Below are 15,128 nucleotides of genomic sequence, written 5' to 3'. Positions count from 1 at the left end.
CGTGGTCAGCGAATGACGGTGGCGCTGCGCCGCAGCTGGGCCAAGGACCTCGACGCCAGGACGCTCTACGAATTGCTGAAGCTGCGCGTCGAGGTGTTCGTCGTCGAGCAGGCCACTCCCTACCCCGAATTGGACGGGCGTGACCTGTTGGCCGAAACGCGTCACTTCTGGCTCGAAGGCGTCGACGGCGAGGTCATCTCCACGTTGCGGTTGATGGAAGAACATCCTGGCGGCCAGAAGGGCTTTCGGATCGGCCGGGTGTGTACGAAGCGCAGCGCGCGCGGCCATGGCCACACCACCCGCCTCATGCAGGCGGCCCTGGCCGAGGTGGGCGACTTCCCCTGCCACATCGACGCGCAGACCTATCTCGAGGAGATGTATCTCGGCCACGGATTCGTCCGTGACGGGGAGGAATTCCTCGATGACGGCATCCCGCACGTGCCGATGGTGAAGCCCGGAATCGGGCAGTCGTGACAGCACAGTATCCGTTCAGCGCGCTCGTCGGTCATGACCGGCTTCGGCTGGCCCTGCTGCTGTGCGCGGTGCGGCCCGAGATCGGTGGGGTGTTGATCCGGGGCGAGAAGGGCACCGCGAAATCGACTGCGGTGCGAGGCTTGGCGCAGGTGCTCACGGCGGTCCCCGGCGGCGGTGGCCAGCTGGTCGAGTTGCCGATCGGCGCCACCGAGGACCGCGTCGTCGGATCCCTTGACCTGCAGAAGGTATTGCGCGACGGTGAGCATGCGTTCTCGCCGGGGCTGCTGGCCCGCGCCCACGGCGGCGTGCTCTATGTCGACGAGGTCAACCTGCTGCACGACCATCTCGTCGACGTACTGCTCGACGCCGCGGCGATGGGCCGCGTGCATGTCGAGCGTGACGGCATTTCTCATAGCCACGAGGCGCGCTTCGTGTTGATCGGCACCATGAATCCCGAAGAGGGCGAACTGCGGCCGCAACTGCTGGACCGGTTCGGGCTCACGGTCGACGTGCACGCCTCTCGTGATGTCGAGGTCCGGGCCGACGTCATCCGTCAGCGGTTGGCGTTCGAGGCCGACCCCGCGACGTTCGCGCAGCGGCATGCCGAGGCCGACGCAGAGTTGGCCCACCGCATCGCCAGGGCCCGCGCCTCGCTCGCCGAGGTCACGCTGCCGGACAACGAGTTGCGTCGAATCGCGGCGCTCTGCGCGGCGTTCGACGTCGACGGGATGCGCGCCGATCTGGTGGTGGCCCGGACGGCCGTCGCGCATGCGGCGTGGCAGGGGCACACCACCGTGACCGAGGACGACATCCGGGTGGCCGCCGAACTCGCCTTGCCGCACCGCCGGCGCCGGGATCCGTTCGACGACCCCGGGCTGGATCCCGGGCGTCTCGACGAGGCGATGGAACAGGCCTCCCAAGCCGAATCGGAGGCCGCGCCGGAGCCGGATCCCGACCCGCCCGGCGGGGGGGAATCGGCCCCCGAAGTCTCTGACCAGGCGGCGCCGCAACGCAATTCGAACGCTGCCAGCCGTCCGAGCGCGGCCCCGTCCGCGGTATTCCGGACGCGGGCCCTCGTCGTGCCCGGCGTGGGGGAGGGGGCGCCCGGCAGGCGTTCCCGCGCGCGCAACCGCACAGGCACCGTGGTTTCGGCGACCACCGACCGCGAGGCCGGTCACGGCGTTCACGTGTTCGCGACACTGCTCGCCGCGGCCGGACGCCAGCGTGGGCCTGGCGGTCCGCGGCCGGGGCCCGATGATGTGCGGCGGGCAGTACGGGAGGGCCGCGAGGGCAATCTGGTGATCTTCGTCGTCGACGCCTCGGGATCGATGGCTGCGCGCGACCGGATGGCCGCGGTCAGCGGCGCGGTGCTGTCGCTGTTGCGCGACGCCTATCAGCGGCGCGACAAGGTCGCCGTGATCACCTTCCGCGGGCAGGATGCGCAGGTGTTGCTGCCGCCGACCACATCGGTGCACATCGCGGGGCGCCGCCTGGCGAGGTTCGACACGGGCGGCAGAACTCCGCTGGCGCAAGGGTTGCTCGCCGCCCGCGATCTCGTGGTCCGGGAGAAGGCGCGCGACCGGGCCCGGCGCAGCCTGGTCGTGGTGCTCACCGACGGACGTGCCACGGGCGGGCAGGATCCGCTGGGCCGGACCTGGGTCGCCGCCGATCGGCTGCTCGCCGAGGGTGCCGCCGCCGTCGTGGTGGACTGCGAAACATCGCATGTGCGACTGGGTTTGGCCGAGCAACTGGCCGGGCATCTGGGCGCACCGTCGGTTCGCCTGGCTGCGCTTCGCGCCGACGCCCTGACCGCCCTGGTCAAAGGCCAGGGCGACCGCAGCGCAGCATAGGAGGCTTCGGATGCCACAGGGCCGGCCGGTCACGGTTCCCGATGACGGATTGTCCACGCGCGCGCGCCGCAATGCGCCGCTGCTCGCGGTGCACACCGGCGCGGGTAAGGGAAAGTCGACCGCCGCCTTCGGGATGGCGCTACGCGCCTGGAACCAGGGTTTCGACGTCGCCGTGTTCCAGTTCGTCAAGAGCGCCAAATGGAAGGTCGGTGAGGAAGCCGCCTTTCATGAACTGGGCCGGCTGCACAACGAGCACGGCGTCGGCGGTCCCGTCGAGTGGCACAAGATGGGCGCGGGCTGGTCGTGGTCGCGCAAACACGGCACCGACACCGATCACGCCGCCGCCGCGGCCGATGGATGGGCGGAGATCACGCGCCGGCTGGCCGAGCAACGCCACGACTTCTACGTGCTCGACGAGTTCACCTATCCGTTGAAGTGGGGATGGGTCGACGTCGAGGAGGTCGTCACGACGCTGACCCAACGCCCGGGCACCCAGCACGTCGTCATCACCGGCCGCGACGCTCCCCAGTCTCTGCTGGACGCCGCCGATCTCGTCACCGAGATGACGAAGGTCAAGCACCCGATGGACGCCGGCCGCAAGGGCCAAAAAGGAATCGAGTGGTGACTCACGACTTTGCGCGAGCGTGCGTGTCTGCGGCCGACACGCCGCGGTTTTCCGCGAGTTTGCGCACGCTCGCCAATGTGGGGACAAGATGAGTAGCGTTCCGGCCGTCGTCATCGCCGCACCCGCATCGGGCAGTGGAAAGACTACGGTGGCAACGGGTTTGATGGGAGCGCTGCGCCGGGCCGGACGTCGGGTGGCGCCGTTCAAGGTCGGCCCCGACTACATCGACCCGGGCTATCACGCATTGGCCGCACGCCGGGCGGGCCGCAACCTCGACCCCGTCCTGGTCGGCGATGTGCTGATCGGCCCGTTGTACCGGCACGGCAGCGCGGGCGCGGACATCGCGGTCGTCGAGGGCGCGATGGGGCTGTTCGACGGCCGCATCGATGCGAACGCTGGTGGCACGGCGCAGGGATCGACCGCCCACGTGGCAGCACTCATCGGCGCCCCGGTGATCCTCGTGGTCGACGCCCGTGGCCAGAGCCAGAGCATGGCCGCGCTGCTGCACGGGTTTTCGACGTTCGATCATTCGGTCCGGATCGCCGGCGTCATCCTCAACCGGGTCGGGTCGCTGCGTCACGAGGACGTCCTGCGGCAAGCCTGTGAACATGCGGGAGTCCGGGTCTTCGGCGCGATCCCGCGGGCCGACGAACTGTCGCTTCCGTCACGGCATCTGGGCTTGGTCACGGCGGTGGAACATGGCCGCCAGGCCGGTGCCGCCGTCGAGGCGATGACGGCGTTGATCGGACGCCACGTCGACCTGGTGGGAATCGCCGACCTGGCCAGAAGTGCCGTCACCGGACACGCATGGGATCCCGTCGTCGCCGCACCCGCGCCGGAGCGCGTGACCGTCGCACTGGCGGCAGGCAAGGCGTTCAGCTTCGGTTACGCCGAGCACGGCGAGTTGCTCAGGGCGGCCGGAGCAGAGGTCGTCGAGTTCGACCCGCTGACCGACTCGTTGCCCCCGGACACGTCCGCGCTGGTGCTGCCCGGCGGCTTCCCCGAGCAGTTCAGCACCGAGTTGTCCGGCAATGACGTTGTTCGGCAACAAATCCGGGAGCTCGCCCGCACCGGTGCGCCGATCCACGCCGAATGCGCCGGCCTGACCTATCTGGTCGACGAACTGGACGGCTACCCGATGTGCGGCGTGCTGTCCGGGTCCGCCCGATTCACTGACCGGCTGACGCTGGGCTACCGGGAAGCCGTCACGGTGGTGGACTCGCCGTTGCACGCCATCGGCGATCGAGCCGTCGGGCATGAATTTCACCGGACGACAGTGGCATTCGCCGAAGGTTATCCACCGGCGTGGGTGTACAGCGGCGCCGTCGTGGACCGGGTCCACGACGGCGCGGTCGACGACGGTGTGCACGCCGGGTACCTGCACACCCATCCGGCCGCACACCCGCATGCGATCACCCGCTTCGTCACCGCGGCTGCACCCTCTAAGCTCGCCGGGTGACCGATAACGCGTACCTCGTCGGCCTGCGCCTGGCCGGCAAGAAGGTCGTCGTCGTCGGTGGCGGCTCGGTGGCGCAGCGGCGGTTACCGCTTCTGATCGCCAGCGGCGCCGACGTCCACCTGATCACCCGCAGCGCCACGCCCGCCGTCGAGGCGATGGAGGGAATCTCCTTGGAAACAAGAGAGTTCCGGGGCGGCGACCTCGACGACGCCTGGTATGTGATCGCGGCCACCGACGACGCAGACGTCAACGCGGCGATCGTCGCCGAGGCAGAACGCCTGCGCATCTTCTGTGTGCGCGCCGACATCGCGCGCGAGGGCACGGCCGTCACACCGGCCTCCTTCGAATACGAGGGCCTGTCGGTCGGTGTGCTGGCCGCCGGCGACCACCGACGGTCGGCCGCTATCCGGTCAGCCATCCACGAGGCGCTTCAGCGCGGCGTGATCACGGCCGAGGCGCCGGGTGTGCTGCCGGGCGGGGTCGCCCTCATCGGGGGCGGGCCGGGCGATCCGGAGCTGATCACCGTCCGCGGCCGGCGCCTGCTGGCGCACGCCGACGTCGTCGTGGCCGATCGGTTGGCTCCGCAGGAGCTACTGGCCGAGCTGCCGCCGCACGTCGAGGTCATCGACGCCGCGAAGATCCCGTACGGACGGGCGATGGCGCAGGACGCGATCAACGAGGTGCTCATCGACCGGGCCCGGGCGGGCAAGTTCGTCGTGCGTCTCAAGGGTGGCGACCCGTTTGTCTTCGCGCGCGGTTTCGAAGAGGTCCTGGCGTGTGCCGACGCTGCGATTCCGGTCACAGTCGTGCCGGGTGTGACGAGCGCCATAGCCGTGCCGGCGCTGGCGGGCGTTCCGGTCACCCACCGGGGCGTGACGCACGAGTTCGTGGTGGTCAGCGGCCATGTTGCGCCGGACCATCCCGAATCGTTAGTGAATTGGAATGCGCTGGCCGCGATGACGGGCACGATTGTGTTGCTGATGGCGGTCGAGCGCATCGAGCTTTTCGCCAAGGCGCTGCTGGACGGCGGCCGACCTGCGGATACCCCGGTGTTGGTGGTGCAGCACGGCACGACCACCGCGCAGCGGACGTTGCGAGCGACGCTGGAGGATGCGCCCGAACGGATCCGGTCGGAGGGCGTTCGACCCCCCGCAATCATCGTGATCGGGGCGGTCGCGGCCTTCGGCGGATAAAGGATTCTTAAGATTACTGTAAGGTAACCAGCTATGACTGCTCTCAACGACGCAGAGCGCGCAGCCATGCAGCGCGACGCTGAAGGCGGGGCAAACCGGGCGGTTCCCACGCACGTGGACCGTGCGTCGGCGGGGCGAACCCGCAGGTACCCGGAGTGGTTGCCGTCGCGCCGGTTCTTCGCCGGGGTCATCGCGATCGGCGGTATGCAGCTCCTGGCGACCATGGACAGCACGGTCGCCATTGTCGCGCTTCCTAAGATTCAGGACGAACTGAGCCTGTCCGACGCGGGCCGGAGCTGGGTGATCACCGCGTATGTGCTGACCTTCGGCGGGCTGATGCTGCTGGGCGGTCGCCTGGGCGACACCATCGGCCGCAAGCGCACCTTCATCGTGGGTGTCGCCCTGTTCACCATCGCCTCGATCCTCTGTGGCATCGCCTGGGACGAGACCACGCTGGTGATCGCGCGGCTGTTGCAGGGCGTCGGCTCCGCGATCGCCTCACCGACCGGGCTGGCGCTCATCGCGACGACCTTCCCCAAGGGTCCCGCCCGAAATGCCGCCACCGCGGTGTTCGCCGCCATGACCGGCGTCGGTTCGGTGATGGGCCTGGTCGTCGGTGGCGCGCTGACCGAGGTGTCGTGGCGGTGGGCGTTCCTGGTGAACGTCCCCATCGGATTGCTGATGATTCATCTGGCCCGCAAGACACTGCGGGAAACCCACCGCGAACGGCTGAAGCTGGACGCGACCGGTGCCGTGCTGGCCACCCTGGGATGTACGGCCGCGGTCTTCGGCTTCTCGATGGGTCCCGAAGAAGGCTGGCTGTCGCCGGTGACGCTTGCCTCGGGGGGCGTGGCGTTCGCCTGCCTGGCCGCGTTCCTCTTCGTCGAGCGCACGGCCGACAACCCAGTGCTGCCCTTCGACTTGTTCCGCGACCGCAACCGCGTCGCCACGTTCGCGGCGGTCTTCCTGGCCGGCGGCGTGATGTTCACCCTCACGGTGCTGATCGGCCTGTACGTGCAGGACATCATGGGCTACAGCGCACTGCGCGCGGGCATCGGGTTCATCCCGTTCGTGATCGCGTTGGGCATCGGGCTGGGCTTGTCCTCGGCCCTGGTATCGCGGTTCCCGCCGCGGGTGCTGGTGATCGCCGGCGGCGTGCTGGTGCTGGCGGCGATGCTCTACGGCTCCACGCTCAACGGCGGCATTCCGTATTTCCCGAACCTGGTGCTGCCGATCACCGTCGGTGGCTTCGGCATCGGCATGATCGTCGTTCCGCTGACCGTCTCCGCGATCGCGGGGGTCGGCTTCGATCAGATCGGCCCGGTGTCGGCGATCGCTTTGATGCTGCAGAACCTCGGCGGGCCGGTGGTGCTGGCGGTGATCCAGGCCGTCATCACCTCGCGCACGCTGTACCTGGGCGGCACCACAGGCCCGGTGAAGAACATGGACAGCTTCCAGCTGCACGCCCTGGATCAGGGCTACACCTACGGCCTGCTGTGGGTGGCCGCCGTCGCGGTGATCGTCGGCGTGGTGGCGCTGTTCATCGGCTACACCTCCGAGCAGGTTGCGCATGCGCAGGAAGTCAAGGACGCGATCGACGCCGGAGAGCTTTAGCTCGGCATCGGGCAGTGGAGAGCTTTAGCTCGGCGTCGGGCAGTGGAGAGCTTTAGCTCGAGGTCCCACTGAGCCGTCACCCCTTCTCGGTAGGCTGGCAATCCATGTCTGCGGTGGGGGGTTCTGGGGGCTCGACGGAACGCACCGCGTCGCCGTCTTCACAGCCGCTGTCGTCCTCCGTGCTCGGGATCGCGATCGTCGCGATCACCGGCATGCAGCTGATGTCGACGCTCGACGGCACCATCGTGATCGTCGCCCTGCCGCGGATGCAGGCCGAGCTGGACCTCTCCGACGCCGCCAAGAGCTGGGTCATCACCGCCTATGTGTTGACCTTCGGCGGTCTGCTGCTGCTCGGTGGGCGCGTCGGTGACGCGATCGGTCACAAACGGGCATTCCTTTCCGGAGTCGGTGTCTTCACGATCGCGTCGTTGGTGTGCGGTCTCGCCACCGACAGCGGGACGCTGATCGTCGCGCGGGCGGTCCAGGGCACCGGCGCCGCGGTGGCGGCCCCGACCGGGCTCGCGCTCATCGCGACGACCTACGCCGTCGGGCAGGCCCGCAATCGCGCGATGGCCGTGTCGGCCGCCATGCAGGGCATCGGGTCCGTGCTCGGGCTGGCGCTCGGCGGTGCGCTCACCGTGATCTCGTGGCGTCTGGCGTTTCTGATCAACGTGCCGATCGGCATCGTGATCGTGGCGATCGCGGTCTACCGGATCGGCGAAACGCACCACGAACGCCTCAAACTCGACATCACCGGCGCCCTGCTGGCCACGCTCGGCTGCACCGCGGCGGTGCTGGTCTTCACCCAGGGCCCAGCGCGGGGCTGGATCGATCCGTGGGTGTTCAGCGCCGCTGCGGCGGCGGCGGTGTTCTTCACCGCCTTCCTGCTCGTCGAGCGCACCGCCCAGAACCCGTTGGTACCGTTCTCGGTGTTCGACAACCGCAACCGGGTGATGACGTTCGTCTCGCTGTTCCTGGCCGGCGGTGTGATGCTGACGCTGACGGTGATGATCGGCCTGCTGGTGCAGGACGTGCTGGGCTACTCCGCGCTCAAGGCCGGCATCAGCTTCATTCCGTTCGCGATTGCCTTCGCCCTCGGCAGTGCGCTCGCGGCCAAGCTCGCACCACGCGTCAAACCGCGGTGGCTGATCATCGGCGGCGGGGTATTCGTGCTTGCGGCAATGCTTTACGGTTCGACGCTGACCCGCTACATCCCGTACTTCCCTGACCTTTTCGCCGCGATCGTCGTCGGTGGTTTCGGAATCGGGATGATCGCGGTGATCCTGCCACTGTGCGCGGTCGCCGAGGTCGGGCCGCTGGAGATCGGACCGGTGTCGGCGATCACGCTGATGGTGTACAACCTCGGCGGGCCGGTGGTGCTCGTCGTCATCCAGGCGGTGCAGACGTCGCGCACGCTCTACCTGGGGGGGACGACCGGGCCCGTCAAGAACATGACGCCGGCGCAGCTCGACGCGCTGGGCTACGGCTACACCTACTCACTGCTGTGGGTGGCCGGGATCGCGGTGATAGTCGGGGTCGCCGCGTTCTGGATCGGCTTCTCCGCGCGCCAGATCGCGACTGCGCAGCACACCCGCGAGGCCGTGGAGGCGGGCGAGCTGTAGATAGTCTGACGCCGTGGACGACGACACCCGCGCCACCCGTCAACAGATCTCGGACGCGGTCGGCCCAGCCGGCTGGCGCCTCATCCTGGGTGCCATCTACTCCCAGGTGCAGACCGCCGCGCTTGCGGAGGCCGCGGAGGCGTCCTCGCTCAGCGTTTCGGCTGTCGCCGCCGACGGGCAGGGGCATCTGACGGTCGACATCCGTGCGGAGCGCGCTGTGCTGCGGCTGCAGTCCGCCGACACCGGCGGGGTCACCGGGCACGACATTCGGCCGGCGCACGAGATATCACGCTCGCTGACGGATCTGTCCGACGGGCTCATCGACCCCCTGGGACGCGAAGCGGCGATCTGGTTCCAGCAGATGGATGCGCCGCGGCCGCAGCGCAATCGGATCCACGTGGACATCGACGTGCCGCACGAGGCGACCGGTGCCCGGATCGGGGCGGCGCTTGCGGCGGGCGGCGCACTGCTCAGCGATCGACGGGCGCCCGCGTACTGGGTGCTGGCCGATCCGGAGGGCAACGAGGCGTGCGTAGGTACCTGGCAGGGACGGGATTGATGTGACGAATCGACACGAGGCAGCCGAGCAACCCGAAACCCTGCAAGACCGTTTCAGGGATGCCATCGCGCCGCGCACGCTGATGCTCGGCGTGGGCGTGTTGCTCCTGCAGTTCGGGTTCATCTTCTCCTACATCGGCGCGTTCCACGCTCCCCGGCCGTACCGCATACCGGTGACCGTGGTGGCACCCGCGCAGGTGTCCGGACAGCTCATCGACCAGCTCAACGCCATCGCCGGACAGCCCGTCACCGCAACGACATCGGCCGATGCGGACGAGGCGCGCAACGCCCTGCGCATCGGCGCAACCTCCGCCGTGTACGTCGTCAACCCCGAGGGCACCGACGATTCACTTCTGGTCGCCTCCGGCGGCGGCACGGCGGTGGCCACCGCGGTGGAGGAGCTGTTCACCAAGGCCGCGGCACAACAGCATCGGACGTTCACCATCGACGACGCGGTGCCGCTGCAGGAAGGCGACGCCCGCGGCCTTTCGGGCTTCTACCTGGTCATCGGGTGGGCGGTCGGCGGCTATCTGTTCGCCGCGATGCTCGGCATCGCGAAGGGATCGCGGGCGGCGACATTCCCGCGGGCGCTGTGGCGCCTCGGCGCGACGGTCCCGTACGCGCTGGCGTCCGGCATCGGCGGCGCGGTGATCGCGGAGCACGTCCTGCATGCGCTCGGCGGGCATTTCTGGGCCGTCGCCGGCATCGGGGTCCTTGTCACGCTGTCGGCCGCCACCGTGACGATCGCGCTGGAAACACTGTTCGGCGTCATCGGCATCGGCCTGACCGTCGTCATCTTCGTGATCCTCGGCAACCCATCGGCGGGCGGCGCCTATCAGCCCGCCCTGTTGCCCGCCTTCTGGCGGGTCATCAGCGGTGCGCTGCCCAATGGCGCAGGTACAGACGCTATCCGGCGGATCGTCTACTTCGGTTCGCACGGCATCACGCAGCACATCGTGGTGCTGCTGCTGTGGACGGCCGGAGGCGTCGTCGTCACGCTGGCCGCCTCGGCGCTGATGCACAGATCGAAACGACCGGCCTGACGCGCGCGGACACCCCGCACGCCCATCAGTAAGGTGGTCCGCTGTGATCACCCGGATGTCCGAGCTGTTCCTGCGTACCCTGCGCGACGATCCGTCCGACGCGGAGGTGCCCAGCCACAGGCTGTTGATCCGCGCCGGCTACATCCGCCCGATCGGGCCGGGCCTGTACAGCTGGCTGCCGCTGGGGCTGCGAGTGCTGCGCAAGGTCGAGAAGGTCGTGCGGGACGAGATGAACGCCATTGGCGGACAGGAGATCCTGTTTCCGGCGCTGCTGCCGCGGGCGCCGTACGAGACGACCAACCGCTGGACCGAGTACGGCGACGGCGTGTTCCGGCTGCAGGACCGTCGCAAGAACGACTATCTGCTGGGACCGACGCACGAAGAACTGTTCGCGCTGACGGTCAAGGGGGAGTACAGCAGCTACAAGGACTTTCCGCTGCTGCTGTTCCAGATCCAGACCAAGTACCGCGACGAGGCCCGGCCGCGGGCGGGCATCCTGCGCGGCCGGGAGTTCATCATGAAGGACTCCTACTCGTTCGACGTCGACGACGACGGGCTCAAGGCCGTCTATCACCGCCACCGCGACGCCTACCAGCGGATCTTCGCCAAACTCGGTGTCCGCTACGTCATCGTCTCCGCGGTGTCGGGCGCCATGGGCGGCAGCGCGTCCGAGGAATTCCTGGCCGAAAGCGAGATCGGCGAGGACACCTTCGTCCGGTGCCTGGAGTCGGGATACGCGGCCAATGTGGAAGCCGTGGTCACTCCGGTACCCTCGTCGCTGCCGACCGATGGCCTGCCGGAGGCCGAGGTGCACGACACACCGGACACCCCGACCATCGCCACGCTGGTGGACTGGGCCAACGGCGCAGAACTCGGCCGCGAGGTCACGGCTGCCGACACGCTCAAGAACGTGCTCCTCAAGACCCGTCAGCCGGGTGGGGACTGGGAGCTGCTGGCCATCGGCGTCCCGGGCGACCGCGAGATCGACGAGAAGCGGCTCGGCGCTGCGCTCGACCCGGCCGAGTACGCGCTGCTCGACGATGCCGACTTCAAAAAGCATCCGTTCCTCGTCAAGGGCTATGTCGGTCCGAAAGGCTTGCTGGCCAACGGCGTTCGCTATCTCGTCGATCCGCGGGTGGTCGACGGCACTTCGTGGATCACCGGGGCGGATGCGCCTAACCGGCATGTGGTCGGTCTGGTCGCCGGGCGCGACTTCGTCGCCGACGGCACGATCGAGGCCGCCGAAGTGCGCGACGGTGATCCGTCGCCGGACGGTGCGGGCACGCTGGTGTCGGCCCGCGGCATCGAGATCGGCCACATCTTCCAGCTCGGCCGCAAGTACACCAATGCGTTCACGGTGGATGTACTGGGCGAGGACGGAAAACCGGTGCGCCTCACCATGGGTTCGTACGGCATCGGGGTGTCGCGGTTGGTGGCGGTGATCGCCGAGCAGCAGCATGACGACCTGGGGTTGCGCTGGCCGTCGACGGTATCGCCGTTCGACACCCATGTGGTGATCGCCAACAAGGACAGCGCCGCGCGCGCCGGGGCGACCGAGCTGGCCGCGGACCTGGACCGGCTGGGCGTCGAGGTACTGCTCGACGACCGTCAGGCGTCGCCGGGGGTGAAGTTCAAGGACGCCGAATTGCTCGGCGTGCCATGGATCGTCGTGGTCGGGCGCGGGTGGGCGGACGGCGTGCTCGAGTTGCGGAACCGGTTCACGGGCGAGACTCGGGAGATCCCGATCGACGAGGCCGCGACAGAGATCTCGACGGCACTAACGGGTTAGCCGGGTCGTCGCGCGTGGCTACTCGGACCCGCCGGGGAACGCGACCGTGATCGGCCAGATGCCGAGCACCCGGCTCCAGCGGGCCGCCGCGACCGCGGTCTGGGTCAGTGCGGTCACCGCGAACGCGCGCTCGTCCTCGGCCTTGGCCTGCTCGATGACGGCGCGCCATGCCACCGCCGCGTCCTCTTCCATCCGCACCGCCAGGTTCGCCGCGTCCGTGGGGCTGTCCACTTCGATCGGCAACTGGTAGCCGGCGGCAGGCAGCGGCGCGTCGACCGATCGCGACTCGAGCGACTTGATCGCCGCCTCCCGCCGGTTCCGGTGCTCGGCCATCGATGCGGACACCAGGTCGTTGACGTCGGGTGTCGAGTGCGCGGACACCAGCCCGTAACCGTAGATCGTGGCGTGCTCAGTCGCGATCGCGTCGAAAAGGGCGCCGTCGGCTGGGTCCTGTGGGCGCGCCGGGTCGGTGGGCTCGGCGGCGCGCGATGACGTCGTGGTCGTCGTCGTGGTCGTGGTCGTCGTGGTCGTCGTGGTCGTCGTGGTCGTCGTCGGGGTCGAAGGGGTCGTTGGTGTCGGTCTCGGAGCTGTCACTGCGCCTCCGGCGGCGCCAGCGCCACGGTGCAGGCGGCTGTGCAGGATGCCGAGATGGACCCCAACAGACCGGCCCGGTACCCGGCGTACTTGGCCGCCAGCGCAGCGGTGCTGTTCGCCGAGTCCCGCAGCGCGCCGATGACGTCGGCGGCGGTGGGCGGTTTGGCAGGCACGGCGGTGGGGGTGGTCGGCGTCGTCGTCGTCGCGGCCTGCTTGCCGACCATCCGGACCAGCTCATCGGACAACGCCTCGGCGTGGGCCGCACGCTCGGACGCCACCTCCGTCAGCGCCTGCGAGATCGGGCCGCGCGCGGCGGCCGCGGCGTCCGTGGCCAGCGCGCTGTCGGCGCGGGCCCGGTCGAGTTGCGAGGTGAGCTCGCCGACTTCGGGCGGCGGGGGCTCCTGTCCGCAGGCCGCCGACGTCGCGCCGAGCAGCGCCAAAGCCGTCGCCCCGATCAGAACGCGTCGTCGACTGACCGTCGGCAGGGGGCTCGGCACGAGCAACATCCTGCCATTGCCCGGGTGACGCCAGCGTGCCGACAAGCCGGGCACGGTGACTCCGAGGCAACGGTGGGTATTCGCTGGAGCCCACGCAGCGTTTGCCGATTGGCGCCGCGGCGCTGGCGTATCGTAGATAGTCGGTTCCAGGTTGTACCGCGGGGAATCGAGACCGGACAACTCAAGATGAGGAGCTCGCCGTGACGGAGCGGTCTGCGGGATTACCGTCGCAGAAACAGGTGATCGAGCTACTCGACGGTGAGTTCGCGCGCGCCGGTTACGAAATCGAAGATGTGGTGATCGACGGTGCAGCGCGTCCGGCCCGCATCACGGTCGTGGCAGACGGCGACGAGGGTCTGGACCTGGACTCGATCGCGGCGCTCGCCCGGTCGGCATCCGCGCTGTTGGACGGCACCGATTCGACGTCGGGGTCTGCCGCCCCGTATGTCCTGGAGGTCACTTCGCCCGGTGTCGATCGCCCGTTGACCACCGAGAAGCACTTTCGACGTGCCCGCGGCCGGAAAGTCGAACTGACGTTGGCCGATGGATCGCAACTGACCGGCAGGTTGGGCGAAGTCCGCGCTGAAACCGTGCGGCTGGTGGTGCGCGAGGGCGGGCGGGGCAGCCTCGCGGTTCGTGAACTGCCGATGGCAGACATCGTCAAAGCCGTTGTCCAAGTTGAGTTTTCGCCGCCAAATCAGCGGGAGCTCGAACTGGCCGGACAATCCGGAAAGGAGGCCGGACCGTGAACATCGACATGGCCGCGCTGCACGCCATCGAGGCGGACAAGGGGATCAGCGTCGATGTCGTCGTCGACACGATCAAATCGGCGCTGCTGACCGCTTACCGGCATACCGAAGGGCACGAGGCGGACGCCCACATCGACATCGATCGCAAGACCGGTGTCGTCAAGGTGCTCGCCCGCGAGACCGACGGCGACGGCAACGTCATCCACGAATGGGACGACACCCCAGAGGGTTTCGGCCGAATCGCGGCCACCACCGCACGTCAGGTGATCCTGCAGCGGCTTCGCGATGCGGAGAACGAGAAGAACTACGGCGAGTTCTCCGCACGGGAAGGCGACATCGCCGCAGGTGTCATCCAGCGAGATGCGCGGGCCAACGCGCGTGGGCTCGTCGTCGTCCGGATGGGCAGCGAGACCAAGGGATCCGAGGGCGTCATTCCGAGCGCCGAGCAGGTGCCCGGTGAGCGCTATGAACACGGCGACCGGCTGCGCTGTTATGTCGTCGGGGTGTCGCGGGGCGCGCGCGAGCCGCTGATCACCCTGTCCCGCACGCACCCCAACCTGGTGCGCAAGTTGTTCTCACTGGAGGTGCCGGAAATCGCCGACGGCTCGGTCGAGATCGTCGCGGTGGCGCGCGAGGCCGGACACCGCTCCAAGATTGCCGTCACGTCGCGGGTGCCCGGGCTGAACGCGAAGGGTGCCTGCATCGGGCCGATGGGCCAGCGGGTGCGCAATGTGATGAGCGAGCTGTCCGGCGAGAAGATCGACATCATCGATTACGACGAGGATCCGTCCCGGTTCGTCGCCAACGCGTTGTCGCCCGCCAAGGTGGTGTCGGTATCGGTCATCGACGAATCAGGGCGCGCGGCGCGTGTCGTGGTGCCCGATTTCCAGCTGTCGCTGGCGATTGGCAAGGAGGGCCAGAACGCGCGGCTGGCGGCGCGGTTGACCGGCTGGCGGATCGACATCCGCAGCGATGCGGCGCCGGTCAACAAGCCCGAGCACCACCCGGATGCGGCCCGCGGCGCGGTTCACGACCGGTAACGACGCGGCTACCAGCACAGC

14 protein-coding genes are annotated in these 15,128 nt (G+C 68.8%); 12 read left to right on the top strand and 2 right to left on the bottom strand.

Annotation, left to right across the window (positions count from 1 at the left end):
- Positions 1-12: 12 nt before the first annotated feature.
- The 10 genes from ACVWWN_RS28345 to ACVWWN_RS28300 all read left to right on the top strand — a co-directional run bounded on the left by ACVWWN_RS28345 (position 13) and on the right by ACVWWN_RS28300 (position 12,227).
- Positions 13-474, top strand: a complete 462-nt coding sequence (locus ACVWWN_RS28345) for a GNAT family N-acetyltransferase (protein ID WP_457146830.1) — start codon at positions 13-15, stop codon at positions 472-474.
- Positions 471-2,324: a magnesium chelatase subunit D family protein gene (locus tag ACVWWN_RS28340; RefSeq protein WP_457146829.1), complete on the top strand. Its 1,854-nt coding sequence runs from the start codon at positions 471-473 to the stop codon at positions 2,322-2,324. The genes ACVWWN_RS28345 and ACVWWN_RS28340 overlap by 4 nt, the downstream gene beginning before the upstream one ends.
- Positions 2,325-2,334: 10 nt before the next feature.
- A complete protein-coding gene (cobO, locus tag ACVWWN_RS28335; protein WP_457146828.1) occupies positions 2,335-2,949 on the top strand; it encodes a cob(I)yrinic acid a,c-diamide adenosyltransferase in 615 nt (204 codons plus the stop codon).
- Positions 2,950-3,037: 88 nt separating this feature from the next.
- Positions 3,038-4,408, top strand: a complete 1,371-nt coding sequence (locus ACVWWN_RS28330; protein ID WP_457146827.1) for a cobyrinate a,c-diamide synthase — start codon at positions 3,038-3,040, stop codon at positions 4,406-4,408.
- Positions 4,405-5,601 carry a uroporphyrinogen-III C-methyltransferase gene (gene cobA, locus ACVWWN_RS28325; RefSeq protein WP_457146826.1) on the top strand — a complete coding sequence of 399 codons (1,197 nt, stop codon included), beginning with the start codon at positions 4,405-4,407 and terminating at the stop codon, positions 5,599-5,601. Before ACVWWN_RS28330 ends, cobA begins: the two co-directional genes overlap by 4 nt.
- A 33-nt stretch (positions 5,602-5,634) precedes the next feature.
- Complete coding sequence (locus ACVWWN_RS28320; RefSeq protein ID WP_457146825.1) at positions 5,635-7,215, top strand: MFS transporter; 1,581 nt, start codon at positions 5,635-5,637, stop codon at positions 7,213-7,215.
- Between the two features lie 104 nt (positions 7,216-7,319).
- Positions 7,320-8,837 carry an MFS transporter gene (locus tag ACVWWN_RS28315; RefSeq protein ID WP_457146824.1) on the top strand — a complete coding sequence of 506 codons (1,518 nt, stop codon included), beginning with the start codon at positions 7,320-7,322 and terminating at the stop codon, positions 8,835-8,837.
- Positions 8,838-8,850: 13 nt separating this feature from the next.
- Positions 8,851-9,396, top strand: a complete 546-nt coding sequence (locus ACVWWN_RS28310) for a VOC family protein (protein ID WP_457146823.1) — start codon at positions 8,851-8,853, stop codon at positions 9,394-9,396.
- A gap of 1 nt (position 9,397) precedes the next feature.
- Positions 9,398-10,438 carry an ABC transporter permease gene (locus tag ACVWWN_RS28305; protein ID WP_457146822.1) on the top strand — a complete coding sequence of 347 codons (1,041 nt, stop codon included), beginning with the start codon at positions 9,398-9,400 and terminating at the stop codon, positions 10,436-10,438.
- A gap of 43 nt (positions 10,439-10,481) precedes the next feature.
- Positions 10,482-12,227, top strand: a complete 1,746-nt coding sequence (locus tag ACVWWN_RS28300) for a proline--tRNA ligase (protein ID WP_457146821.1) — start codon at positions 10,482-10,484, stop codon at positions 12,225-12,227.
- Positions 12,228-12,245: 18 nt separating this feature from the next.
- Here ACVWWN_RS28300 and ACVWWN_RS28295 read toward each other — a convergent pair whose 3' ends face one another.
- Both ACVWWN_RS28295 and ACVWWN_RS28290 read right to left on the bottom strand, forming a co-directional pair.
- Positions 12,246-12,821, bottom strand: coding sequence for a ferritin-like domain-containing protein (locus tag ACVWWN_RS28295; RefSeq protein WP_457146820.1), 576 nt, complete (start codon positions 12,819-12,821; stop codon positions 12,246-12,248).
- A complete protein-coding gene (locus ACVWWN_RS28290) occupies positions 12,818-13,327 on the bottom strand; it encodes a hypothetical protein (RefSeq protein ID WP_457146819.1) in 510 nt (169 codons plus the stop codon). The genes ACVWWN_RS28295 and ACVWWN_RS28290 overlap by 4 nt, the downstream gene beginning before the upstream one ends.
- 191 nt (positions 13,328-13,518) lie before the next feature.
- Here ACVWWN_RS28290 and rimP point away from each other — a divergent pair, with 191 nt between their 5' ends.
- Both rimP and nusA read left to right on the top strand, forming a co-directional pair.
- Complete coding sequence (rimP, locus tag ACVWWN_RS28285; RefSeq protein ID WP_457146818.1) at positions 13,519-14,067, top strand: ribosome maturation factor RimP; 549 nt, start codon at positions 13,519-13,521, stop codon at positions 14,065-14,067.
- Positions 14,064-15,107, top strand: coding sequence for a transcription termination factor NusA (gene nusA / locus ACVWWN_RS28280; RefSeq protein ID WP_457146817.1), 1,044 nt, complete (start codon positions 14,064-14,066; stop codon positions 15,105-15,107). The genes rimP and nusA overlap by 4 nt, the downstream gene beginning before the upstream one ends.
- Positions 15,108-15,128: the final 21 nt, after the last annotated feature.

It is taken from the genome of Mycobacterium sp. URHB0021 (assembly GCF_054057895.1).
This window is presented reverse-complemented; position numbering and strand designations above follow the sequence as displayed.